Raw genomic sequence first — 24,800 nt, forward strand, 5'->3', positions numbered from 1 at the left:
TCTATTGACAGTTTTTTATTAAACTTATATATTACATGCACATTGCATTCCCCGATTGTGTAATGGTAGCACTTCAGATTCTGGTTCTGACTGTGGGGGTTCGAATCCTCCTTGGGGAACTAAAAGGGGACTGTCCAAAAGTTTTAGAAGACGGCTTCTGGCTTTTGGACAGTCCCTTTTTTATGCCGGCTGTTAAGCTGGTCCCTTCGTCTATCGGTTTAGGACGAGAGATTCTCAATCTCTAAAGACGGGTTCGACTCCCGTAGGGACCGTTTTTTTATTTGTATGTTCAGAATATCTTTTTTCAACACTTTTTAACTTCCTTATGTCTTTTTGTAAAACCTGACAAACGTTACTTTACAAAATATTTTGTTTTTTTTACGATAGGTAATCTATGGCACCAGATAATTCAATGTCCGGATTCGACAGAATGGTTTCCTCTATGTCTGATGACGAAAGAAAGGATATGCTTGATAAAGTAAGCAGGTCTTCAAAAGAAGAGAATGAGGATGTTATTTCAGTGCTGCCTGCTGATGACCCTAATTTTCGTGAGAGCCTGTCAGTCAGACTGCAGCAGGAATCTTTTTTAAGACGTCTCTGGATAAAAATAAAAGCTGCGCTTTTTAATATACGGCAGGAAGATATTTATAATACTTCTCTCATCACCCGTCTTGCTCATGATGTTGAGCATACGTATCCCGGGCTTATTTCCCATCACCGCAGTGTCCTTACATTGGGAACGTACGAAAAACTTTACATGCTTCGTAAAGTACAGGAATTTTTCATGCCATATGTGGAAAGTTATGAAAGTAATCCAGGACTTTATTATTATTATTTAAGTACTATTGTAATTCCTGATATTGCAGAGGAAATACAGAAGGATGTTGATCCATATAAGTTTCCCTTTACGAAAAATCTGACTTCAGAAACAAGAGTTCAGCTTATAAAGAAAATGGAAGATGCCCTTGATAATCTTCCTGAATCTAAAAGGACCATGATGTACATGTGCGTGCGGTCCATTGAGTGGCTGACGGCATTTAACAGAATGCACGTGGATTCACTTATAAAAAATTTTACGCCTTCAAAAGAGTGTCTTTATAATATTGCCAGGTCAGACTTTGCGTCCATTGCGAAAATAATGAGTGTTGTAAACCTTCCTGCAAACGAAGCTCTGGTTGCTTTGTTTTCCTTTTATTATAACACTACTGCTGAGAATCCTAATAAAGGAGATGAGGAGCAGCTGGTAAGTGAGTTTATAAACGGAGCCCAGCTTCATATTGAAGAAATCCGCTCTTTCTCAGGCGGTGTTCCCGTAAAGGATCTTGCACGTATTGTATTTGATAATTCCCTGTATGATTCAAAACCTTTTGGCGGGGGAGAAGACTGGTTTGTAAAATTCAAGAGTCAGTGGAGGACTAATTTTGATATCCGGTGGAATCAGTGGCTTTTTGATTACAAGAAATACAGGATGCAGATAAAGATAAAGACTTATTTTGATTATGATGGAATTCCTCTTTTACCTGTACGTCCCTGGAAAAAACTGTGGACCGGATATACTTTCCGTTATGAAATGTCCATGGGATTTATCTGGATGTTTTTTGATTCGATAATCAGAGCTCATGAACCGGTTTTGAAGACAGTCATGCTTGAGGGAGATTTTATTATAAAAGAAAATACAATTGAATTTGCTGACGATTTCAGGACGATTCAGAACATGCGTAATGATTTTGCCGTATTTAATGCATCCTTAGCCGAAAATGGAGATATTGGTTCTGTGCTTGCAGGACTTGGCCATAATCCTGAGCGTGCTTCTTCTTCCCGTGAAAGTTTTGATGCAGTTATGTCTGATGTGGATGAAAGTTCACAGAATTTTATAGAAAAGGCAGGCAAATGGTTCCGTTCTGTAAAAAGTATTCTTGGTGCGGTTGTAAACGGTTCTGAAAGCCAGTATTACGGCGGTCTTTCAAACTGGTCAAAGATCGGCGGAAGGCAGAATAAGGAATTTAAAGAGAATCTTTCTCTTGTTTATACTGTTGTTGATCATGCCTATGACGTGCTTACTGAAGCTGAGTCCCTTGATTCTTCTGCAATGTAACGGGATTATATGTTTATATGAAAAGCGGCAGTGTTTTATATGGACAGTTTACAGAAAATAATGATTCTCCGGTGTGGGGTATGACTCTCAGAAATGCAGGGTCCATGCGTTTCAGATGGAATGAAGTTAATGAGAACCGTCAGTCATTTCTTTCTGAACTTTGCGGAAGGGACAGAAAAATCGCACAGGTTGAACTGTATCATTCAAAAGAAGTTGTGTTTGTTAATGAAGCTTCTGAGTGTGACGGGATTAAGGCAGACGGTATTCTTACTTCTAACCGCTCTATAATTCCCGTTGTCACCGTTGCAGACTGCATGCCCATATATATGTATGATCCGGTTTCAGGTGTAGCGGGAATGCTGCATTCCGGCTGGAAAGGAACAGGTATTGTTGAAAATGCCCTTTCTCTTGCTGCAGAAAAATGCGGTTCAAAGCCGGAAAACTTCAGGATTGTTCTTGGACCTCATATTCATGACTGCTGTTATAATGTAGATGAACAGAGGGCTTCTTATTTTGCTGATAATTTCACCCCGGACTGTATAAAAATTATTTCTCCCGGACAGTATGCCCTTTCTCTTGCTGCGGCAAACATTGCCGTCTTAAAGCGCTGCGGTGTTCCGGATAGAAATATCTGCATCCGTCCTGAATGTACCTGCTGTAATGATAAGTTCGGTTCTTTCAGAAGGGAAACAGCCCCCTTTGCCAGTTTACCTCCGGAAGAAAAAGCCGGAAAATTTACTGTCCAGGCTGCTTTCATTAAATTTTAAAATCTTAAAAGGCTTTTTTTATAGTATTTTTATGCATTTTGCTTGCATATTTATAAACTAATTACTATATTGGATGTATAAATTTTCATTTTATTGTGAGGGTTTTCTATGGCAACGAAAAAGACTGAGGCTGCTGCAAAACCTGCTAAGGCAGAAAAGACTGTAAAGGCAGCAAAAAAAGCAAAGAAAGACAAGGTAGTCCTTGCTTATTCCGGTGGACTTGATACTACGGTAATTATTCCATGGCTCAAGGAAAATTATGATTACGATGTTATTGCTGTCTGCATTGATGTAGGACAGGGTGATGACTGGAAGTCAATTAAAAAGCGTGCCCTCAAGACAGGTGCATCTGCCTGCTATGTAGTAGATGCCCGTCAGGAATATATTGAAGAATACATATGGCCAGCCCTTAAGGCAAATGCTGTTTATGAAGATGAATATCTTCTTGGTACTTCAACAGCAAGACCTCTTATCGGAAAAATTCTCGTTGAATATGCACGCCAGGAAAAGGCTGTTGCAATCTGTCATGGAGCAACAGGAAAAGGAAATGACCAGGTTCGTTTTGAACTTGCAATTAAAGCTTTTGCACCTGACCTTAAGGTTATTGCAGCATGGCGTGATGATAAATGGAACATGGACAGCCGTGAAGCAGAAATAAAGTATCTTGAAGACCGCGGACTTGAAGTTCCTATGAAGAAAGACCAGTCTTATTCCCGTGACGAAAATATATGGCACTTAAGCCATGAAGGTCTTGAACTTGAAAAGACTGAAAATGAACCGAATTATAAACATATGCTCAAGAATACCGTTGTTCCTGAAGAAGCAAAGGAAGGCGGAGAGTATGTAAAGATTGAATTTGATAAGGGTATTCCTGTTGCCGTAAACGGTAAGAAAATGAACGGTCTTCAGATTATGACTGAACTCAACAAGATCGGCGGCCGCAATGGAGTAGGACTTGTTGATATCTGTGAAAACCGCTGTGTAGGAATGAAGAGCCGCGGTGTATACGAAACACCGGGTGGAGCAATCCTTTATGCTGCACACAGAATGATGGAGCATATCTGTCTTGACCGTGATACATATCATTATAAGCAGCAGCTTTCCATCAAAGTTGCAGAACTTATTTACGACGGTAAATGGTTTACAACCCTTTTTGACAGCTGTATGGCATTTGTAGACAAGACTGAAGAAACTGTAACAGGATGGGTTCAGCTTAAGCTTTATAAGGGTTCTATCCGCGGTGCAGGAAGTCATTCTCCTTACAGCCTCTATAATGAATCAATTGCAAGCTTTACGACTGGAGAACTTTACAACCACAAAGACGCAGAAGGCTTCATAACCCTCTTCGGACTCCCGTTGAAAGTAAGAGCCATGATGGAGCAGTCCACAGGCACTGGACAGGCAGTAGTAAAATCTAAGAAATTAAAGAAGAGACCTACTGAGTAAAAAAACTCTTTAACGAAACAGGGTGCGATATATTGAGCACCCGTCGCCTGTGGACCCCGAACGCCCCTGCATAAGGTAAAGAAGAGACCTGCTGAGATTGAGCTGAGAAAGTTCATTTTCAGCAGGTCTTTTTTTTTCATGGAAATTAACCGTTTTATGCACTATACTTTTTCCTATGACAAAGAAAAATGCACGCTCTTCAGGAATCCTCCTTCACATAACAAGCCTTCCGTCAAAAGAAGGTATCGGTACGCTGGGAAAAAATGCCTTTTCATTCTGTGACTGGTTAAAAAAATCAGGACAGTCTCTCTGGCAGGTACTTCCTTTAGGACCTACCGGTTACGGCGATTCTCCTTATGCAAGTTTTTCTACCTTTGCCGGAAATCCCCTTTTAATAGATATTGCAGATCTTGTCAGACGGGGCTGGGCAAAAAAGGCAGATACGGCGGTTCCTGATTATATAAAACCTTCAGGAAAAATTGATTATGGTGCCGTGGTGTGGTGGAAACTGCCTGTCCTCTATAAATGTGCAGCTTTTTTTCTTACTTCCGCACAAGATGAAGATAAAAAACTTTTTGAAACTTTCAAAAAGAAAAACCGTTACTGGCTTGATGATTTTGCTCTGTATACATCAATAAAAAAACATTATGACGCTGAAGCTTCAGAAAAAAAAGTCGAAGGTGCAGCTTCCCGATGGAATGAATTCTGGCCGAGAGAACTGGCCCGTCATGATGAAAGTGCCTTAAATGAATGGACTGCAGGGCATCGTGAAGAACTTGAACAGATAAAAGTCATTCAGTTCTTTTTCTTTTCACAGTGGAATTCCCTTAAAAAATATGCCGGGGAGAATGGAATAAGAATAATAGGAGACATTCCTATTTTTGTTGCCGCTGACAGTGCTGATTTATGGGCAAATAAAAAGTTTTTTCAGATAAATCAGAAAACTCTGGCATTGAAAGCTCAGGCCGGCGTTCCTCCTGATTATTTTTCTTCTACGGGACAGTTATGGGGTAATCCTCTTTATGACTGGAAATCTCTCAGGGAAGACGGATATTCCTGGTGGGTAAAGCGCATTGAGCATATGATGAAACTTACGGATATTGTCCGCATTGATCATTTCCGTGGATTTGAAGCTTACTGGAAAGTCGGAGCAGGAGAAAAAACTGCAGTAAACGGAAAATGGATGAAGGGGCCTGGAAAGGAGCTTTTTGACGTTATAAAAAAGAAGTGCCCCCGTGCAGAAATTATTGCAGAAGATCTTGGCCTCATTACAAAAAAAGTTGCAAGGTTAAGGGATGACTGCGGATTTCCGGGAATGAAAATCCTTCAGTTTGCATTTAATGACCAGCCCTGGACGGAAGAAAGTGCAGAAAATCTGTATCTCCCTGAAAATTTTGAAACAGATAACTGCGTTGTTTATACTGGAACCCATGATAATAATACGACTGTCGGAGCTTTGAAGGAAAATCCTCCCCTGTACAGACAGAATATTGCTTCATATCTGGGATTGGATCCTTCTCTTTCTGAGGAACAGATATGTTCTGCCCTGATAGAATGCGCGATGAAATCCCGTGCCAGATACTGTATAATTCCCTTGCAGGATGTGCTGAATGTTTCTTCGGATGGAAGAATGAATGTTCCTTCAGCTTCAGGCGGCAACTGGGCGTGGAAACTTGATGAATTACCTGATCTTTCTGCTGCAAAAAGACTGGCTGCCCTTGTTAAGGAATATGACAGGATTAATTCTTTATAATACGTCGAGTTAAGGCACGCGTACGCTTAAAGCCTTGACTTCGCCGTTTTTAGGGTTTGTAGTAAACCCTAAATAAAATAATTATTCTGAAAACCTTTTCAGAATAATTATTTTGTGCCATTTTATCAGTATTGTGATATAATGTAAGACCTTTCCCAAAATAACTGTGGAAAGAATTATTATAAAAGGAGTATAAAAATTGAGTACACACATTAACGCACCAGAGGGAGCTATTGCAGATTCAGTTCTTCTCCCGGGAGATCCTTTAAGGGCAAAATTTATTGCAGAAAATTTTTTAACGGATGCAAAATGCTATAATGAAGTCCGTGGAATGTACGGTTTTACAGGAACCTACAAGGGTAAGAAGGTTTCTGTTCAGGGCACCGGTATGGGGCAGCCGTCTCTTTCTATTTATGTAAATGAACTTTTCCAGTTTTATGGAGTTCAGAAGGCTATTCGTGTAGGTACTTGCGGCGCCGTAAGAAAAGACATTGCCCTTCGTGAAGTTATTCTTGCACAGGGTGCCTGTTCTGATTCAGGACTTAACACCATGAGGTTTAACGGACTTCATTATGCTCCGATTGCAGATTTTGACCTGCTTAAGAATGCTTATGAAGCCAGCGTTGCAAAAGGACTTAAAACAAATGTAGGTAATATTGTTTCCAGCGATATGTTCTATGATCCAAAATCAAACTGGAAGCTGTGGGCAGAATATGGTGCAATGGGTGTAGAAATGGAAGCTGCCGAGCTTTATACACTTGCTGCAAAGTTTAACAGAAAGGCTCTTGCCGTTCTTACTGTAAGTGATCATATTCTTCTTGGCGGCGAGACAACTGCAGAAGAAAGACAGACAACATTTACAAATATGATAGAAATCGCTCTCGAAGCAATAACAAAATAAACGGGAAGAGTCATGAAACCAACGCTTTTAGTGCTTGCAGCCGGAATGGGAAGCCGTTATGGCGGAGTTAAACAGATTGATGCCGTAGGTAAAAACAATGAATGTCTTCTTGATTATGCAGCTTACGATGCCCAGCGGTGCGGTTTTGGAAAAGTTGTATTCGTAATCAGAAAAGATATTGAAAAGGATTTCCGTGAACGTCTTTTTGACCGTGTAGCCAGAAATTTTGATGCGGAATATGTTTTTCAGTCAAAAGATTCTCTTCTGAATGATGAGGAACTTTCCAGATGTGCTGAACGTACGAAGCCGTGGGGAACGGTACACGCAGTGCTGTGCGCTCAGGATGCGGTAAAGACACCTTTTGCTGTAATAAACAGTGATGATTATTACGGAAAGGAAGCTTTTAAAACTCTTGCAGGACATCTTTCGTCTATAAAATCAGATTCAACGGAACATGCAATGGTCGGTTATGTACTCGGCAATACCATGAGCCGCAGCGGATCTGTAAGCCGCGGTGTCTGTACCGTAAAAGACGGTTTCCTGGATTCTATTGTAGAGAATACTAAAATATCCTACAAAGGAGACGGCATTGTAAGTGAAATTGACGGAAAGGAAATTCCTCTTACCGGTAAAGAATGGGTCAGCATGAATCTTTTTGGCTTTTCCCTTAAGGCATTTGAAGAATTCAATGTTTATTGGGATGAATTCAAAAAGACTTCACTGGGAGAGGCAAAGAAAGAAGCCCTGCTTCCTGTTGCAGCCAGTGATATTGTCAGGCATGGTCATGGTACCGTAAAGTTTTATACTTCACCTGAAAAGTGGTTCGGAATGACTTATCCTGAAGACCGCCAGATAGTCCGTGATGAAATCGCAGAAAAGATAAAGTGCGGTTATTATCCGTCAGTACTCTGGCAGAAGTAAAAATATAATTGAGGGGAATCTGTATGCTTAAACTTGAGGCTATAAAATCCGAAAAAATATGGGGATACGAACTTTGGTTTGCATCTACGCATCCTAATGGATGTCAGGAAGATTTTAAATCTTTTGCCGGCGGAGATTATCCGCTTCTCGGAAAAATAATTCAGGCTGATGACAGTCTGAGTATACAGGTTCATCCTGATGATGAAAAAGCGGCTCTTTATGAAAACTGTCGTGGAAAAACTGAGTGCTGGTATGTTCTGGATGCACAGCCGGATGCTCGTCTTATTTATGGACTGAAGAAAGATTATCCTCCGGAAGAGCTTAAGTTTGCCATTAAAGGCGGCACTCTTGAATCTTACCTTAATTATGTTCCTGTAAAAAAGGGAGATTTCATTTTCATTCCTTCTGGTACGGTTCATGCAATCGGAAAAGGGATGAGGCTTCTTGAAATCCAGCAGTCCAGTGATGTTACCTACAGGCTTTATGATTTTAACAGGGGACGCGAATGTCATGTAGAAAAAGGCATTGCCTGCATTAAGAATGACGGTCTTTTGCCTCCGGGCCCTTTTGCCGGGTCTTTCCGCTGTCCTTACTTCTTACTGGAAAAGCTTTGCGTGTCAGGTTCGTATGATATAAGGTCATGCGGAAAGAATACTTCTCCTTCAGATGTAATGCTGTGCTTTATTCTTGACGGACAGGGAAGTGTAAACGGGGTTTCTTTTGCTGCTGAAGATGCCTTTGCTTTTTCTCCGGAAGAAGACCTTCATTTTGAGGGTGACTTTACGTTCATGAAAATTACCTGTCTTGCAGAATGAATTAATCGCGTAAAAATTTGTCTTTTTGCCATATTTTCAGTATATTGAAAGTATGAGTAAAAAAGATAAGTTAACAGATAACGAAGACTTAAGTATAAGTGATTCAACGACTTTAATGCCACAGGAAATGAATCTCCCGGATAAGCTCTGCCTGCTTCCGTTGGGAGGAATTCCTATTTTTCCGGGAATTTTTACTCCTTTTATGGTAAACAGCAATGATGATATAAAAACTATAGAAGAAGCTTACAAGGGGGATGGCTATGTAGGATTTGTACTTCTTAAAGAAGATAAGAAGAATCCTTCTGCAGCGGACCTTTACAAGGTTGGTACGGCTGCACGGATAATAAAAAAGACAAATCTTCCGGATGGTGCCGTTAATCTTTTTGTATCAACTATTATCAGGTTCAGAATAAAGAAAATTCTTTCTTCAGAAAGTCCGATGGTTGCTGCCGTTGAGTACCTTCCTGATACAGGTGAAAACTCTTTTGAAGTAAAAGCCCTTACAAGAGCCCTTATAAGTGAAATGCGTGAAATTGGTGAGGCTAATGCCCTCGTCAGCGAAGAAATGCGCATGAATCTGAATAATATAAATCATCCGGGTAAAATTGCAGATTTCATTACCTCTATTCTTAATATCGAGAAAACAGAACAGCAGAAGATTCTTGAAACTGTTGATGTCAGAAAGAGAATGGAAAAGGTTCTGGTGTTTATAAAGAAAGAACAGGAAATTCTCCGGGTTCAGAAAAAGATTCAGACAGAGCTTAATGAAAAAATAGAAAAAAATCAGCGGGAATATTTTCTCCGGGAAGAAATGAAGAGTATTCAGGAAGAGCTTGGAGTTGGCAATTCCCATGCCGGTGAATACCAGAAGTTCAAGTCAAAGATTGATTCCTTTAAGTTTGAGGGAGAAATAAAAGAAACTCTGGATAGTGAACTTGATAAATTCCAGATGATGGATTCTCATGATCCTGATTACAATAATATTCGTTCTTATCTTGAACTTGTATGTTCCCTTCCGTGGAATGATGAACCGGTGGAAGATTATAATATCGAAAACGCAGAAAAAATTCTTGAAAAAGATCATTACGGACTTGAAGATGTAAAGAAAAGGATTCTTGAATATCTTGCCGTACGTAAGTTAAAGAATGACGGTAAGGGTGCAGTACTTATTCTTTGTGGTCCTCCTGGAGTTGGCAAGACAAGTGTTGGTCGTTCCATTGCCAATTGTATGAATAAGCCGTTTTATCGTTTCAGTGTTGGTGGTGAGCATGACCAGGCAAAAATAAAGGGATTTCTCCGGACATATATTGGAGCTCAGCCTGGACAGATAATTGAAGGATTAAAACTTTCAAAAACAAAGGCTCCGGTTTTCATGATTGATGAAGTTGATAAAATGAATGCTTCAAATCAGGGAGATCCGAGTGCCGCTCTTCTGGAAGTTCTTGATCCGGAACAGAATGTTACGTTCAGAGACACTTACCTCGGTTTGCCGTTTGATTTAAGCAGCGTATTCTTCATACTTACTGCAAATACTCTTGATACTATTCCTCAGCCTTTACTTGACCGTGCAGAAATAATAGAACTTTCCGGGTATATCGATCAGGAAAAAACTGAGATTGCAAAGAAGTATCTTCTTCCTAAAATTCTTGTAAAAGACGGATTTGCAAAGAATCAGGTTAAGTTTACGAAGGAAGCATATTCTTTAATTGCAAGGGAATATGCAAGGGAAGCCGGTGTCCGTAATTATGAGAAATGTATGGATAAAATTCTCCGTAAGATTGTTCTTGAACAGAGTCAGAAGTTTAAGGATTCAAAAAAATCCCTGAAGGAAAACCTGGCAGGAAATACTTTTATTATCGGAGAGCCTGAAGTAAGAAAGTATTTAGGTAAAAGTGTATTTGATGAAAGTCAGATAAAGAAAGCTGATATACCGGGTACTGCAATAGGACTTGCCTGGACAAGTATGGGCGGGGACACTCTTCTTCTTGAGAGCATTGCATACAGATCAGAAAAAGGCGGACTTCAGCTTACGGGACAGATGGGTGACGTAATGAAAGAAAGTGCCCAGATTGCCCTTAACTGGTCAAAGCAGTATGCCATTGCTAAAGGAATAAAAGACAGTTCCTGGTTTGAGGAAAATACGATTCATCTTCACATACCGGAGGGAGCAACTCCAAAAGACGGCCCTAGTGCAGGCATAACGATGGCTACGACTTTTATTTCTTTAATGAAAGGAAAGAAAATTAAGCCGAATCTTGCAATGACTGGAGAACTTTCACTTACCGGACAGGTTTTACCAATAGGCGGGCTTCGTGAAAAAACAGTTGCTGCAAAACGCAATCATATAAAAACAATCCTGATTCCTAAAGCAAATGAAAGGGATCTTGATGAAATCCCTGCACATGTAAAGAACGGTATTCGTTTTATTCCTGTAAGCAGGGTAGAAGAAGTAATAGATTTTGTATTCTAAATAAAAAAAATCCCCGGTTTTGACCGCAGACAGCCAGCTGCTGTATGGTTCAAAACCGGGGTTTTATTTTTTTGTTTATTTTTTTATTTTCCTGTGTTGAGGAAGTTCTGTGTAAAGTAGCGGTCAGGAATTTTTGTTGTTGTATCAACATTCTTTATTTCAAGAGTTGTAGAGTGTCCTGTCTGTACGTTTTCCATTTTATCATCCATTGGAATATAGAAATCGCCAACCTTTTCAATTCTTGAAACTGTAAGTTTTTTTACAAGCTTGTTGTTTTTGTCATAAAGTTCAGTGTAAACAGGGTAGTATATTTTCTCAGCTTCATCTACGTGATAAATCCATGCCTTCCTGTAACTGTACTGACTTGATTTCTTGTCTTTTGGAGTCATGATTACAACGTCACAGTTTTTGTAGCCGTTTTTGTCTTCTGTAGTAATGTATTCATGATAGTCTTCATCAAATTCACGGGTAGAAAGATCATCGTATGTTGCATCAGTTCCCATAAAGGATTTTGAACCTTCACTTGCATTTACACGGCGGGTGCTTTTGAGTGAAGGAAGATAGATGAATTTATCATCGTCTGCATTTTCTTTTTCAATCTGAAGAAAGCGGGTATCCTTTACGCTTGCAGGAGAAAGGAACATCATAACAACAGAAGACTGTCCGTCTTTGTCGCGGCCATATTCTCTTACGGCACGTGTTTCTTTTTTTCCGTTTTTATCTGTAAGAGTCATTATGACGTTCGAAGTAGAAAAATCTGGTTTCTTAAAATCACGTACGATGCGCATGATTTCATCACCTTTTTCGTTGCTTTTTCCAGTTCCCTGTGCAAATGTCATGGAACCGGCTGCAAGAAGTGCAAGTGTCAGAACTGTAATTTTAGATGTCATTTTCATATTTGTTCTCCTTATAAAAGTTTTATTTGTTCAGACGGAACATACTGTTCCGTCTGATGTATACGTTTATATAATTAAACCTTTAAACCTGATTACTGTTACATTTATGCAACGGTTTATTCAGATTTTTTTTCTGCAGGTCTGATGAATTTCGGATCAAGCAGATTAAGTATTCCAGGAATGATTGTCATTGCAAGGAAGCTTGATGTAAACATTACCAGTGCAACAAGTACACCGATGTAACGGAGTACCACAAACTTTGAAAGACAGAGTACGAGGAATCCGAATCCTACGGCGAGGGCGTTTGTAACAATACCGTGACCGCTTTTTGTAAATGTCTGCTTTGTTACGTATTCAATGTCATCAGATTTTGACCTTTCTTCCTTGTATGTAGAGAGGAAGTGAATTGTGTAGTCAATTCCTACTCCGACTGCAAGGGAAGCGATGATGCTTGTTACAAGGTCAAGGTTGATTCCTGCAAATCCCATTATCATGTAGTTGAGGAGAATTGCAAATGCAAGTGGAATTGCTCCGAGAAGTCCTGCCCATCCAGATTTAAAGGAGATTGTAATGATGATGAATACTGAGATCAGTGAAAGTGCAAGTGAAGAAATCTGACTTTCAACAATCATGTCTGTCATAACAACTTCCATATCTGAAGAACCTGTTGATTCAAGTGTATATCCTTCAGGGAAGTGTTTTGCAGCATATTCTTTTGCATCATTGATTACTGATTCAACGGCATCTGTTGTATGAACGCGAAGCTGACAGGTTATGCGCATAATCTGAGGCTGTGAAGTGCTGTCAATGAAACGGCTGATGGATGCAGAACCGCTGAGTATTGAATCAAGATAATTTGCAACGATTCCTGAAAGTGCTTCTCTTGTATCCTGCGGATATTTTTCAGGATCATATGGAATTTCATAATATGCAGTTCCGTTAAAGTTTGTGTCTTTCATGAGAATGTCGACAATTCCTTCAACAGTTGCGTATTTTCCTCCTGCCTCAATATAGGCATGGTTGAATTTTTCAAGAAGTTCCTGTGTTGTAAGTGTAGATGCAAGTTTTTCCCTGTATGCTTCACCGGCTTCATCTTCCTGGGCTTCAGGTGCATTCCATACCTGGTTTACGCGTTTGATGAACGTCGGAAGTGCTACGATTTTTCCGATACCCTTGTGTTTTGCAAGAAGGTAGGCATTCATGTCATCTACGGCTTTAAGTATTTCCGGGTTAGTAATGCTTGTTGAGGCTGTTACAGGGGCTGCTTCTTCTTCGATTGCCGCATCAAAGTCGAAGTCATCAAAATTGAAATCTTCTTCTGAAGTATCAGCGTCAAAATTAAAGTCATCAAAGTTAAATTCTTCTTCAGCAGTTTCATCGGATGTATTTTCAGTTTCAGCGGAAGCTTCATAGTTACGTGCGTCCGGAGAAATAACGTTAAAGAAGATACTGTTTGTTCCGGCAAAACGTTCGTCGATGTAATCAATGTCTTTTCTGAACTGGCAGTCTTCAGGGAAGTAGTTTATAAGTGCTGTATCAATCTTAAGGAGTCTGAATCCTGTAATGCTGAATACTATAATTGCTGCACTTGTAATTATAAGACGGATTTTTGTTCCGCAGAAGAAACGGTAAATGAGGTATAAGGTATTTCCGCTTGCTTCGTCAACAGATTTTCCGCCTCTTCTTGCAAGCTGATATTCAATTTTTGCACGAACTTTTGCAGCACGTTTTCTTACTTTCTCGGAAAGTGAATTTTCATTTTTCTGTCCGATTTTTCTGTAGTCTTTTACAAGAAGAATTGCCGGAATGAAAGTTACTGAAAGTAAGAGGGAAATTCCGACACCTACAGCTGTAAATATTGCAAAGCTGTGAAGAGGTTCAATAGGACTTGTTACAAGAGAAATGAAACCTACTACTGTTGTAATTCCTGCAAGGATAACAGCTTTCCATACATCTCTAAGGCCTTCAAATACGCATTCTCTGTATGTTTCTGCAGTAAGTTCATTTCCGGCATTTTTTACGGCAATGTAGTAGTGGGTAAGAACGTGAATTCCGTATGCAGAACCTACAGCAATAAGGGCAACTGGAATTACGCTTGAAACAAGAGTGAAGGTTATTCCGAAAAGTCCCATGAGTCCGCAGGATATTGCGGTTGCCATAACTACAGTAATCAAAGGAAGTAATGTTCCTTCGACAGTCTTAAAGCTCAGGTAAAGTGAGATGAGTACTACGACAATTACCAGTGGAATGAGGCCGAGAAGGTCTGCCGTCATGAATTTTCTTGAATTTTCAGAAAGAACAGGTTCTCCGACGAGCTTGTATTTTACGTTGTGACCGCTGCATTCTTCTTCTACAATTTTACGGATTGCCGTAAGTGTGTTCTGCTGCCTTACTGAATCAGAATTGCAGGCTGCATAGTATGATTTTGCATTTTCGTAAGCTTCTTCTGCTGCCTTAAGTTCGTCAGTGTTTTTTGAAGCCTTTGCTTTTTTCAGATTCTTTTTTGCTTCTTCCAGCTGTACGGATGGAGCATTGATTGTATCTTCCAGATTTTTTTCTGCAGTTTTTATTTCATCAGGATCACCGGATTCTTTTGCACTTTCAAGGGCACGTTTTGCACTTTCGATGTCATTTTCATAAGTGCTTGTAGTTTTCAGCGTAATCTGAAGCTGGGCTGCAGTATTGTTGTCATTTATGATTACACGGTTGTACATGTCGTCCCATTCAGTAAGGCGTGATTTAAGTTCACTGATACCTTCCTGACCGGCAATATAGTTTCCGTTATCATCAAAATATTCAGGAGGAATAAGCTGTGACGGAGAAATTGCTCCGTATTCATCTGCGCACAGATAATCAATATGGGTAAGTGAGTCTACGCTTTTTTCAGAAGGATTTATTTTTGATGTATCAACTTCAGAAAGAAGAGAAACTCTGTCTGTTATTTTTTTTATGATGGAAAGGTATTCCGGTGTAAGGATGGTACCTGAATCTGCTTCAATGCTTGCACCGATGGCGAGCATGCTTCCGAATTTGTCTTCCGTGTCTGTAAGTCTTGTGTAGGCTTCATTTTTCTGCGGGAAGAATTGTCTCATTGAGTTTTCAAGTTTCAGATCCTTAAGGAAGAATCCGAAAAATCCTGTCAGAATGAGGCAGGTGATGATGATAAACCACGGGTGCTTAAAAAAAGCCTTTACGAATTTCATCTTAAAAATACCTCGCTTTTTGTATTATATCCGTTCAAAAACTTGAACCATTACCAATATGATAATCAATTAAAATAAAATGTCAAATGTAATCATGAAAATTTTACCTTAAACTATTAAAAATTATTATTAATTTCTTATATTATAAAGAATTAAAAATATAAAAAAATCTTAAGGTTTAACGGTTTAAGTGTCTAACAGTTTAATTATTTGAACGAAATGTTGACAAAAACGCATGTTAGGTCATATATTAGGACTATGAATAAGAAAGAGTTTAAGCGGCTGCAGGGAATGTTCTTGAAGTGCTCGCCGTTATTTGTTGCACTTGGGGACGTTATACGGCAGAAAATTATGCTGGAAGTAGCGGAGTCTGGTTTTGACGGAATAAACGTTACGGAACTTGCTTCCAGATTTAAGCTTTCCCGTCCGGCTGTTTCTCATCATCTTAAGGTTCTCAAGGACAGCGGTCTGCTTGTTTCCGTAAAAAAAAGGACTCAGATATTTTACCGTGCAGAATTCAAGAAGAACCTTAAAACCGTAGATAATCTCATACATTCCGTTCTCGAAGTTGTAGAGGCAGAAGAGAAGCTTCGTCTTGAAAACAGCTGATATGTTCTGATTTTTGATGCTGTTCCGTTTCTGTCCTGATGCTTGAAATTTTAAGTTTTTTAACATTTAATTGTGTCTATGAACAGAATAAATAAAGTCCCTGAAGGTCAGGAAAAAATCGTAATTCAGGGTGCAAGGGAACATAATCTTAAAAACATAAATGTAGAACTTCCAAGAAATCGTCTTGTCGTAATAAGCGGACTTTCAGGGAGCGGTAAATCTTCACTGGCATTTGATACTCTTTTTGCTGAGGGACAGAGACGCTATATGGAGAGCCTGTCTTCTTATGCCCGTCAGTTTTTAGGAAGAATGGATAAACCGGACGTTGATATGATTTCCGGGCTTTCTCCTGCAATTTCAATTGAACAGAAATCGACAAATAAAAATCCGAGATCAACTGTAGGAACAGTAACTGAAATATATGATTATTACAGGCTTCTGTATGCAAGAATAGGTAAGGCTCACTGTCCTCAGTGCGGCCGTGAAATTAACGAGCAGTCCGTTGATCAGATTATAGACACGATCCTCAGCTGGAATGAGGGTACTAAACTGACTCTTCTGGCTCCTGTCATTCGCGGTAAGAAGGGTGAACATGTAAAAGTTATTGAAGATGCAAAAAAATCAGGTTTTGTTCGTGCCAGAATTGACGGACTTATGGTAGAACTTGAGGATTCTATTAAGCTTGATAAGCAGAAGAAGCACACGATAGAAATAGTAGTTGACCGTATAGTCCTGAAGCCTGAAATTCGCAGGAGGCTTGCCGATTCTGTAGAAACAGCCCTTAATGCTGCAAACGGAATCCTCATAGTTCTCCGCAGGGTAAATAAGGACGAGGAAGCTTATTCTGAAGTTGCTGCTGCCCTGGATGCAAAAGGAACTCCTTATGACAGGGATGCGGCCTTTATTGAACAGGAAGTTTTCTTCAGTCAGAAAAATGCCTGTCCGGACTGCGGAATTTCCATTCCTGAACTCCAGCCCCGTCTTTTCAGTTTTAACAATCCTTTCGGAGCCTGTCCGGACTGTACCGGTATAGGTGAAAAAATGGAATGGAACGAAAAACTGATTGTTCCTGATAAGAATCTTTCGTTTAATGAAGGCGGAATTGCATTTTATAATCCTGACAGCGCATGGAACAGAAGTATCTTTGAAGCAGTAGCAGAGGAAGGTGGTTTTTCCCTTGATACTCCTTTAAATAAACTTACAAAAAAACAGTATGACTATCTCTGGAATGGCGATGAAAACAGGATTCTTCACTGGGTTTATCAGAAACAGAGCGGTGAAGGGTATTCTGAATATAAAAGACCATGGCTCGGTGTCATGTCAGATATGAAAAGAAGGTATGCTGAAGCCTGGGGAGAAAGCCAGCGGGAACGCATGCAGGAAAAATACATGTCCGTTTCTGAATGCAGAAGTTGTCATGGAAAGAAACTTCGTCCGGAAGCTCTCAGTGTTACGGTTGGAGGAAAAAATATCTGGGATCTTACGGAACTTTCTGTCCTTGAAACAATTGATTTTTTTAAGAATCTTAAGCTTTCGGAAACAGAACAGAAAATCGCCGCGCAGATATTAAAGGAAATAAATGCAAGACTCAGTTTCCTTAAAAATGTGGGACTGGAATACCTTACGCTTCACAGAAGTGCATCAACTCTTTCAGGAGGAGAAGCCCAGCGTATCAGGCTTTCAACGCAGATCGGTTCAGGACTTACCGGTGTAATGTATATTCTTGATGAACCGTCTATCGGACTTCATCAGCGTGATAATGAACGCCTTATAAAGTCTCTTACATATCTTCGTGATCTTGGCAATACAGTTGTTGTGGTAGAGCATGATGAACAGACGATGCTTACTGCAGACTGGCTTATAGATATTGGACCTGGAGCTGGAGTTCATGGTGGAAAAATAATGGCGAGCGGGACTCCGTCTCAGGTAATGCAGGTAGAGGATTCTGTTACCGGGAAATATCTTGCGGGCAAAATAAGGATGCGTATTCCTTCTGAGAGGAGAAAAGGAAACGGTAATTTTGTAAAGATTCATGGAGTCAGGGAACATAATTTAAAAAATATCGATGTTGATATTCCATTGGGAACGTTTACCTGCATAACAGGTGTTTCCGGAAGCGGTAAGTCAACGCTGCTTACTGATGTTTTTTATCCGGCTGCGAGCAATGCTGTAATGAGGACAGAATATGAAGTTGGAGAATATAAGAGCATAACAGGACTGGAAAATATTGATAAAGTAATAAGCATTGATCAGACTCCGATTGGAAGGACCCCCCGTTCCAATCCGGTGACATATATAGGCGTTTTTGACAGAATCCGTGAACTTTTTGCAAGCTTACCGGAAGCAAAAGCAAAAGGGTATAAGTCAGGAAGATTCAGTTTTAATGTAAAGGGCGGACGCTGTGAGAACTGTGAAGGTGCCGGAACGATAACTATTGAAATGAATTTCTTGCCTGATGTTTTCATTCAGTGTGATGTATGTCATGGAAGGCGTTTTAATCAGGAGACTCTGGATGTTACTTATAAGGGTAAGACAATAAGTGATGTTCTTGATATGACTATAGAAGAAGCAGCTGATTTTTTTGCAGGAATTCCGCATATTGCAAGAAAACTTGAAACCTTAAAAAATGTCGGGCTGGGATACATACAGCTTGGACAGAATGCGCTTACTCTTTCAGGGGGTGAAGCTCAGAGGGTAAAACTTGCCTCTGAATTGTGCAGACCGTCAACTGGAAAAACCCTGTATATATTGGACGAACCTACTACAGGACTTCATTTTGCAGACATAATGCAGCTTATGGTTGTAATACAGCAGCTTGTCGATAAAGGAAATACTGTTGTTATGATTGAACATAATCTTGATGTTATCTGTCAGTCCGATTATATAATAGATCTTGGTCCTGAAGGTGGAACAGGTGGCGGTGAGGTAATTGCTGCCGGTACTCCGGAAGAAGTTGCTCTCGTTAAAAAGAGTTACACGGGAAAGTTTATTCAGGCAATGCTTGAAAGAGAGCGGCTTAGAGATGAAAAAAATTAAATGTACTCTGATTGAAGAAAAAATAGCCTCCCTATATAATCGTTGAAAAGGTGAACTGCAGTTTTTTTCAGTCGTTAAAAAGAATCTTCCTCATTTTTTTTCTTGGTTTTGTGCTGGCTTCTGTGTATGGACAGGAGCAGAGTGTCATAAAGATTGAGAGTGCCCAGAATACTGAGTACCGTAAAAATAAAGAGACTGGCGCTGAGGAAATTATTCTTACCGGTTCTGTATCAATTTCTGTTACGAAAGGGAGTTCTGTTACAAAAATCTATGCAGATTCCGTTACCTTCAACAGAAGTACTGATATGGTGTATGCAGTAGGAAATGTTTCCCTTCAGCAGACAGGGGGAAGTGCCGGAGGACAGGATATATCCGCAAATTCCCTTTTGTTTAACACCAGTACACTTGAGGGAATCTTTGATAACGGACGGGCGGTTCAAACTCAGAGTGATGCGATTAACCTTCCTTCCGGTTCGACACTGATAGTTGCGTCAGATATTTTTGGAAGGGATTCTTCGGGAACCATAGCGTTTAAGAATGCAGAACTTACTTTCTGTGATGATGATGATCCTCACTGGAAGATATGGGCGTCGAGAATATGGCTTCTTCCTGGCGGAGAGTTTGCTTTTTTCAATGCAGTGCTGTTTGTAGGACATGTTCCTTTGCTTTATCTTCCTGCTTTTTATTATCCTAAGGATGAACTTATTTTTAATCCGAGTTTTGGTTATGATGAAAGGCTGGGGTATTATTTTAATACAACAACTTATATTTTTGGACGGAAACCTCTTGATTCTTCATCAGATGACGATGATGAGGACGACATTACAAAGGGACTGTTTAATTTTATGAAATCAACAACCCTTAAGGAACAGAAGAGGGAAGGTCTTGTCCTTCATAATCTTGATTCCGACTATAAAGGAAATACAACGGATTATTTGAAAATAATGGCGGATTACTATACGAACCTTGGTTTTATGTTCGGACTGGAGGGAGTATATAAGCCTGGCGGTATTATTTCAAATCTGTCCGGAAATATGAATATTGCTTTTACCCAGACTGTCTTTGAATCAGGCGGTGTATATACAAACTACAGTAACGGTGAGTCATATTCAGATAAATCAAATTTTCTGGGAATGGAACTTCCGTTCAGATACAGTGCCGGACTTTCTTTTTCCGTGACAAAACCTTTTACTTTTTCCCTTTCTCTTCCGGTTTATTCAGATCCGTATTTTACAGATGATTTTAATGAGCGGAGTGAGTATATTGACTGGCTTGGATTTTTGATGAATGGGGATGGAGCCGAAGAAGAAGAAACGACATCCAATACTGTCTCTTCGTTTACATGGACTGCCAGCGGTTCCTATACTTTTAAGCTTCCTGATTTTATAAAGCCTTATATAAATTCTCTTGCAATAACAAGTTTTTCTTCATCTCTTGTTTTCAGCTCGAAGGCAAGAAGTACGGCTTCTTCCAATGGGTTTTATTACGATGAAGAATGGGCTCTTGCTGATTCAAACTGGAGAACGTATTCTCCTGAGAGAACTTTCTTTTATCCGTCGCAGGTTACTCCCTTTAAGATAGCTGCAAAGATATCGGGAACTATTTTTCAGATATCCGGCTCTTCTTCAGCAGCTGCAAAAGTTCCTGCATTTACAGTACCACTGAAGGTTCCTGATGAATTCAAGACGCCTGATGAACTTGAAAAAGAAAAGAAGGAAAATTCTGATGAACTGGAAGTGGAAGAAAGCGGGAAAAAGGAACTGAAAAAAACTTCCGGTCCTGAAACAGCCTCAGATGAAGTTTTTTCTGAAGCAGGATTTCCATCTGTATCTCCTGGTGTTACGTCTGCAGTTACAGATTTGAAGGGGCTCGAGTATTCCCTGACTTATTCCATAACACCTCAATATACTTCCCAGCTTACTTATCAGAGTTATGACGAGCATCCTCTCTATAAGCCGGAAGATTTCAGCTGGAGTAATCTTTATTCTTCATACTATCAGATAAAAGTTCCGACGACGCTTACCAGTAAACTTTCGTACCGAAATACATTTGCAACTTTGTCTAATAATTTTACCTTTAATCCAGTCTATCAGACACATCCTGATCTGGACGGATATACTGAAACTCAGGCTGCAACTGTAAAGAAAACTGATTATGCGGCAAAGAAACTTGACCTCACTAATTCAAATACTGTATCCGTAAAACCGCTTCTCTATAATGAAGTGCTGAAGAATTCCAGTATTGACTGGAATACCTCGATAAAACTCATAGAAACGGAATTTCTTGGAGATGCAGAGAATCCCCAGTGGAATTATAAAACGCCGGATGTGTTTGACGACGACTGCTTTACTACGCATACCCTCAGCGGAACACTTTCTGCCGTAGAAGGTAAGTATTCCCAGACTTTAACATTGTCAACAAAACTTCCTCCGCAGGTTGAATATTATTCAGGAACGCTTAAGTTTGGTTTTCCGCTTGGAAGTTTTAGTGTTGCAACGGGAATTCAGCAGGTTAGCTCGACTGATGAATCTTATGAATGGAATCCGATGCAGCAGTCTGCCTCAATAAAGATCGGAGATTTCAGTTTTACTGAAAGTTATAATTATGATCTTGATGAATGGCATGCAGATTCATTTAAATTATCTGCCAGCTGGAAGAATCTTCAGGCTTCGTATGTCATGAGTTATGTTGCCGGATATGATTTCGATAAAGATTCGATGACATGGACTTCAAAAACGGATAAGGAGTTTCAGCCGTATTCCTTCAGCATTTCCTATGCTTCGAAGAGCACGACCTATTACAGGTGGCTTAATAGGATTTCATGGACTCCGACTTTGTCAACCAGTATTGTATATGACTGTCTGAAGCCGACAAACAGCTATTTTACATTTGTTCCTGGTCTTAGTTTTAAAATAAATAATTTTCTCGATTTGAAGTTTTCTGCAGAATCACGTAATTCTGTCATATTCAGATATGTTCAGAAATATACTGATTACGGGGATGTTATAGGCGGAGAAACAAATCCGTTTATCGATTTGTATAATTCATTTAAATTCTGGGATGATGATTCCTTTTATGATTCGGATCAGGCATCAAGAAAAGCTTCCGGTTTCAAAATAAAGACATTTTCCGTAACCCTTTCTCATTCCCTCTGCGATTGGGATATGAATGCCAGCCTGACTTTTAAACCACGTACCGTAACAAGCGGTTCAAAAAAATCCTATGATTATCATCCTTATTTTTCATTTTCTGTTTCATGGAGACCTATGGCAAGTATGAAAACAGAAATTGTTGATGAGTATGGCGAGTGGCAGTTAAATCCGTAGTTGCGCGTATACTGTTTTGCAGTTATAGTTATTTTAAGGGAGAGTAAAGAAAATGAAAGATAAGAGCATGTCATTTAAAGAAAAATTTTTCAAATTCCTGGATAAAAGTGTTGAATCTTCAAAGAAAGTTTTTCATAAGGCGGGTGAGAAAATTTCAGATTTCAGTGATAAGTCCGTTATGAGAATTGAACTGACACGTATGACCGGGAAACTTGAGAAACTTTATGCAAGTCTTGGGGAATTTGTTTTTGAAAAGCGCAGTTCTGCAAAAAAAACTGCAGCAGATACTGAGACGTTGAAAGAGTATTACACACAGATTGAAGAACTTTTGTCAGAAATTGAGGCTAAAAAAAATGCCGTAAATTCACTTGAAAACGAAAGCGCAGGTACGAAATCGGAACCTTCTGCAGAAACTGTTGTTGAAAAAGCAAAGCCTGCAAGAGCAGCAGTACGTTCAGCTGCCGTAAAATCAGGACAGAAAGCAGAGCAGAATGCAGGACGGAAAACTTCATCCGCCGGAAAAACCCAGGTTTCTAAGAAAAAGACTTCTGCTGCATCAGCAGCTTCTGCAGAAAAAACGGTTTCCGTAAAAAAATCTGTAAAAAGAGCTTCTGCTAAATCTTCTGCAGCGGCTTCTACAAGTACAAAAAAGACTGCGGAACGAACAAAGAAGTCTGCTGCAGTAAAATCTTCGTCTAAAAAAGCCTCAGACTGACATTTCGTGATTTCTTTCGATATCACAGAGAATTTTTCTTCTCTGCTCCAGTTGCTCTATAAGTATTGAAAGTTCTCTGTGATTAAGGTTGTATAAATACCTTGAGATACCTGAGTTCGGAACTATGATGGGGGTTTCAAACAACTCAATGTATGAAATCCTCAGGCCTTCAGAGAGCCGTTGAAGTACGGATGCTGACGGCCAGGCTGATGCGTTTTCAATATTGGAAATGCTCTTTTCGCATACTCCGGAAACTGCAGAAAGTTCTTTCTGAGACATTTTGATGCTATGCCGTAAATGAATGAGATTTTCTCCTAAAACTTTTTGAAGTGCAATTTTGTTGAATGTCTTTTTACGGTCAATTTTCTTCAGTAACATTTTTCCTGAATCGGATCTTCGCATTTCTTTTTTAAGACGGTGAGTTTTCTTACGGTCAGTGATGAAAAATTCATCTTTTTTCGTAAACACAGATTCATCAAAAAGTTCCCTGTAAGAAATTTCAAACAGGTTGCATATAACTTCAATTTTTTCAGGCTTCGTCCAGTGATGTCCGGATTCGATTTCTGTAATTTCCCTCGGAGTAAGGTCGATCTGGTAAGCCATTTCTTCCTGAGTTATACCGCGCTTCATTCTGAATTTTACAACATTTTCTGAAAATACTTCTAATAGTGTATGTTTTGCATTCATGGTTTGAGATTAACAGAATCTCCATTTGTTCATAAAGGAGATGAAATTACTGATTTTCACTGAAAATAAGAATTTTCATGTGAAGTAACGTAATTTTTTTAAGAAAATTTTAATTTTTCTTTCGATTTTCACCGAAAAAATATCTTCTTGTTTTTATTATCAGCAGAAATTATTTCAAACATTACAATATTTTTAACCGTAATTTTACAGAGGCGGGGAACGCTCAGAATCCACCCCGGCAGGTCAAAGAAAAGGGAAGGCGCGTGTATCTCAACGGGCCCTGCAGGGCTTACCCTCCCGGCCGGTCCTGCGCAGAAACTGCTCCGGACGCGCTCCGCGCCCCTTCCGGTCCCGCCCGGCATGCTCCGGGAGTTCCGTAAGCAGACTTTTTTTTTGCCATTCCCGTTTTAAAAAAATCGCCGGTAATTTCTTTTCGACTTACTGCTGCGGGGGCCGTCCGGGGTAAAGGCTGCGGCAATTGCACTGATTTTCTGCAAGTGAACAGGCCTGAACAGCGGAGACGATACAGCAACAGGCCGTACTCCAGGAGCGGGCTTAAGGCACGACGCAGTCAGATGTACATGGTGTTTGAACAGTGCAAATGCATACGAATGGAAGTGCAGAAAGCCTGACTGCCTGTCAGCTGCAGACATGGGATTACACGGATCCTCAGAAAAAAAATCTGCAGATGGAAGCGCAGAAAGCCAGGCCTTTACCGGCGACAAAAAACGGCAGCGATAACCTTGATCAGGTTGAAGTATCTGAATGCGTTGATGATACCGCAACAGAGGAAAATTACCCGGCTTTCTGCTTCTGCAGGAATTACAGCACTGCTGCGACAAACCTGAGCGGAACTGATTATGAAAGTGCCTGGTGTCTTCCAGACATAGCGGAGCTTTTCCAGATTTATGAAAACGGAGTTGTACCGCAGAAAGCCTGGCTGCCTGTCAGCTGCAGACAGGGGATTACACGGATCCGCAAAAAAAAAATCTGCAGCAGCGTAAACCGGGGTAATCCGCCCGGTATACTTCAGAGTTCCGTAAGAAGCCTGTAAAAGGCGGTTTTCCGCACTGATACCGTCATGTCCCGGTTAAGGTTATCCGTCATACCGTTAATTTCAGTAATGACAGTTTCGCCTGCCATAACAGCCGGTTGTACAG

The 24,800-nt window shown here is 40.0% G+C and carries 16 protein-coding genes and 2 tRNA genes; 15 read left to right on the top strand and 3 right to left on the bottom strand.

Features of this window, described 5'->3' with window-relative positions; genetic code table 11:
* The first annotated feature begins 48 nt into the window (after nucleotides 1-48).
* The 10 genes from HNP77_RS10690 to lon all read left to right on the top strand — a co-directional run bounded on the left by HNP77_RS10690 (nucleotide 49) and on the right by lon (nucleotide 11,168).
* Nucleotides 49-119: transfer RNA gene (locus HNP77_RS10690), tRNA-Gln, on the top strand.
* Between the two features lie 80 nt (nucleotides 120-199).
* A tRNA-Glu gene (locus HNP77_RS10695) sits at nucleotides 200-272 on the top strand.
* A 122-nt stretch (nucleotides 273-394) separates the two neighbouring features.
* Nucleotides 395-2,095: a DUF5312 family protein gene (locus tag HNP77_RS10700; RefSeq protein ID WP_184653177.1), complete on the top strand. Its 1,701-nt coding sequence runs from the start codon at nucleotides 395-397 to the stop codon at nucleotides 2,093-2,095.
* 17 nt (nucleotides 2,096-2,112) lie between these two features.
* Nucleotides 2,113-2,862 carry a purine nucleoside phosphorylase YfiH/LACC1 family protein gene (locus tag HNP77_RS10705; RefSeq protein ID WP_184653180.1) on the top strand — a complete coding sequence of 250 codons (750 nt, stop codon included), beginning with the start codon at nucleotides 2,113-2,115 and terminating at the stop codon, nucleotides 2,860-2,862.
* Between the two features lie 108 nt (nucleotides 2,863-2,970).
* Nucleotides 2,971-4,308 carry an argininosuccinate synthase gene (locus tag HNP77_RS10710; protein ID WP_184653182.1) on the top strand — a complete coding sequence of 446 codons (1,338 nt, stop codon included), beginning with the start codon at nucleotides 2,971-2,973 and terminating at the stop codon, nucleotides 4,306-4,308.
* A 175-nt stretch (nucleotides 4,309-4,483) separates the two neighbouring features.
* Complete coding sequence (gene malQ / locus HNP77_RS10715; RefSeq protein ID WP_184653184.1) at nucleotides 4,484-6,061, top strand: 4-alpha-glucanotransferase; 1,578 nt, start codon at nucleotides 4,484-4,486, stop codon at nucleotides 6,059-6,061.
* 199 nt (nucleotides 6,062-6,260) lie between these two features.
* Nucleotides 6,261-6,962 (top strand): purine-nucleoside phosphorylase, encoded by a 702-nt coding sequence (deoD, locus tag HNP77_RS10720; RefSeq protein WP_184653186.1) that lies wholly within the window; start codon nucleotides 6,261-6,263, stop codon nucleotides 6,960-6,962.
* Between the two features lie 12 nt (nucleotides 6,963-6,974).
* Complete coding sequence (locus HNP77_RS10725; protein WP_184653188.1) at nucleotides 6,975-7,883, top strand: nucleotidyltransferase family protein; 909 nt, start codon at nucleotides 6,975-6,977, stop codon at nucleotides 7,881-7,883.
* A 23-nt stretch (nucleotides 7,884-7,906) separates the two neighbouring features.
* Entirely contained in the window at nucleotides 7,907-8,698 is a 792-nt protein-coding gene (locus tag HNP77_RS10730) for a type I phosphomannose isomerase catalytic subunit (RefSeq protein WP_184653189.1), read from the top strand.
* Between the two features lie 94 nt (nucleotides 8,699-8,792).
* Complete coding sequence (gene lon, locus HNP77_RS10735; protein WP_184653244.1) at nucleotides 8,793-11,168, top strand: endopeptidase La; 2,376 nt, start codon at nucleotides 8,793-8,795, stop codon at nucleotides 11,166-11,168.
* 83 nt (nucleotides 11,169-11,251) lie between these two features.
* Here the strand turns inward: lon and HNP77_RS10740 are convergent, their stop codons facing one another.
* Both HNP77_RS10740 and HNP77_RS10745 read right to left on the bottom strand, forming a co-directional pair.
* Nucleotides 11,252-12,064 (bottom strand): outer membrane lipoprotein-sorting protein, encoded by an 813-nt coding sequence (locus HNP77_RS10740; protein WP_246428921.1) that lies wholly within the window; start codon nucleotides 12,062-12,064, stop codon nucleotides 11,252-11,254.
* Between the two features lie 116 nt (nucleotides 12,065-12,180).
* Nucleotides 12,181-15,267: an efflux RND transporter permease subunit gene (locus HNP77_RS10745; protein WP_246428922.1), complete on the bottom strand. Its 3,087-nt coding sequence runs from the start codon at nucleotides 15,265-15,267 to the stop codon at nucleotides 12,181-12,183.
* Between the two features lie 258 nt (nucleotides 15,268-15,525).
* Between HNP77_RS10745 and HNP77_RS10750 the strand changes: the two genes are divergently transcribed.
* The 4 genes from HNP77_RS10750 (at nucleotide 15,526) to HNP77_RS10765 (ending at nucleotide 22,953) form a co-directional block, all read left to right on the top strand.
* Nucleotides 15,526-15,876 (top strand): ArsR/SmtB family transcription factor, encoded by a 351-nt coding sequence (locus HNP77_RS10750; protein WP_184653191.1) that lies wholly within the window; start codon nucleotides 15,526-15,528, stop codon nucleotides 15,874-15,876.
* A 78-nt stretch (nucleotides 15,877-15,954) separates the two neighbouring features.
* Nucleotides 15,955-18,912 (top strand): excinuclease ABC subunit UvrA, encoded by a 2,958-nt coding sequence (uvrA, locus tag HNP77_RS10755; protein WP_184653193.1) that lies wholly within the window; start codon nucleotides 15,955-15,957, stop codon nucleotides 18,910-18,912.
* Nucleotides 18,913-18,962: 50 nt separating this feature from the next.
* A complete protein-coding gene (locus HNP77_RS10760; RefSeq protein ID WP_184653195.1) occupies nucleotides 18,963-22,238 on the top strand; it encodes an LPS-assembly protein LptD in 3,276 nt (1,091 codons plus the stop codon).
* A 52-nt stretch (nucleotides 22,239-22,290) separates the two neighbouring features.
* Nucleotides 22,291-22,953: a hypothetical protein gene (locus HNP77_RS10765; protein ID WP_184653197.1), complete on the top strand. Its 663-nt coding sequence runs from the start codon at nucleotides 22,291-22,293 to the stop codon at nucleotides 22,951-22,953.
* Here the strand turns inward: HNP77_RS10765 and HNP77_RS10770 are convergent.
* A complete protein-coding gene (locus HNP77_RS10770; protein WP_184653199.1) occupies nucleotides 22,945-23,640 on the bottom strand; it encodes a helix-turn-helix domain-containing protein in 696 nt (231 codons plus the stop codon). The two genes, HNP77_RS10765 and HNP77_RS10770, sit on opposite strands and share 9 nt — an antisense overlap.
* Nucleotides 23,641-24,241: 601 nt before the next feature.
* On the opposite strand from HNP77_RS10770, the gene HNP77_RS10775 reads away from it, so the two are divergent.
* Nucleotides 24,242-24,694, top strand: a complete 453-nt coding sequence (locus HNP77_RS10775; protein WP_184653201.1) for a hypothetical protein — start codon at nucleotides 24,242-24,244, stop codon at nucleotides 24,692-24,694.
* Nucleotides 24,695-24,800 lie beyond the last annotated feature (106 nt).

The organism is Treponema rectale (genome assembly GCF_014202035.1).
GTDB lineage: Bacteria > Spirochaetota > Spirochaetia > Treponematales > Treponemataceae > Treponema_D > Treponema_D rectale.

Bases quoted from the DNA above. Each gene is read 5' to 3' on its own strand.
- HNP77_RS10700 (WP_184653177.1), top strand. From the start codon at position 395: ATGGCACCAGATAATTCAATGTCCGGATTCGACAGAATGGTTTCCTCT.
- HNP77_RS10705 (WP_184653180.1), top strand. From the start codon at position 2,113: ATGAAAAGCGGCAGTGTTTTATATGGACAGTTTACAGAAAATAATGAT.
- HNP77_RS10710 (WP_184653182.1), top strand. From the start codon at position 2,971: ATGGCAACGAAAAAGACTGAGGCTGCTGCAAAACCTGCTAAGGCAGAA.
- malQ (WP_184653184.1), top strand. From the start codon at position 4,484: ATGACAAAGAAAAATGCACGCTCTTCAGGAATCCTCCTTCACATAACA.
- HNP77_RS10725 (WP_184653188.1), top strand. From the start codon at position 6,975: ATGAAACCAACGCTTTTAGTGCTTGCAGCCGGAATGGGAAGCCGTTAT.
- HNP77_RS10730 (WP_184653189.1), top strand. From the start codon at position 7,907: ATGCTTAAACTTGAGGCTATAAAATCCGAAAAAATATGGGGATACGAA.
- HNP77_RS10740 (WP_246428921.1), bottom strand. From the start codon at position 12,064: ATGAAAATGACATCTAAAATTACAGTTCTGACACTTGCACTTCTTGCA.
- HNP77_RS10745 (WP_246428922.1), bottom strand. From the start codon at position 15,267: ATGAAATTCGTAAAGGCTTTTTTTAAGCACCCGTGGTTTATCATCATC.
- HNP77_RS10750 (WP_184653191.1), top strand. From the start codon at position 15,526: ATGAATAAGAAAGAGTTTAAGCGGCTGCAGGGAATGTTCTTGAAGTGC.
- uvrA (WP_184653193.1), top strand. From the start codon at position 15,955: ATGAACAGAATAAATAAAGTCCCTGAAGGTCAGGAAAAAATCGTAATT.
- HNP77_RS10765 (WP_184653197.1), top strand. From the start codon at position 22,291: ATGAAAGATAAGAGCATGTCATTTAAAGAAAAATTTTTCAAATTCCTG.
- HNP77_RS10770 (WP_184653199.1), bottom strand. From the start codon at position 23,640: ATGAATGCAAAACATACACTATTAGAAGTATTTTCAGAAAATGTTGTA.
- HNP77_RS10775 (WP_184653201.1), top strand. From the start codon at position 24,242: ATGCATACGAATGGAAGTGCAGAAAGCCTGACTGCCTGTCAGCTGCAG.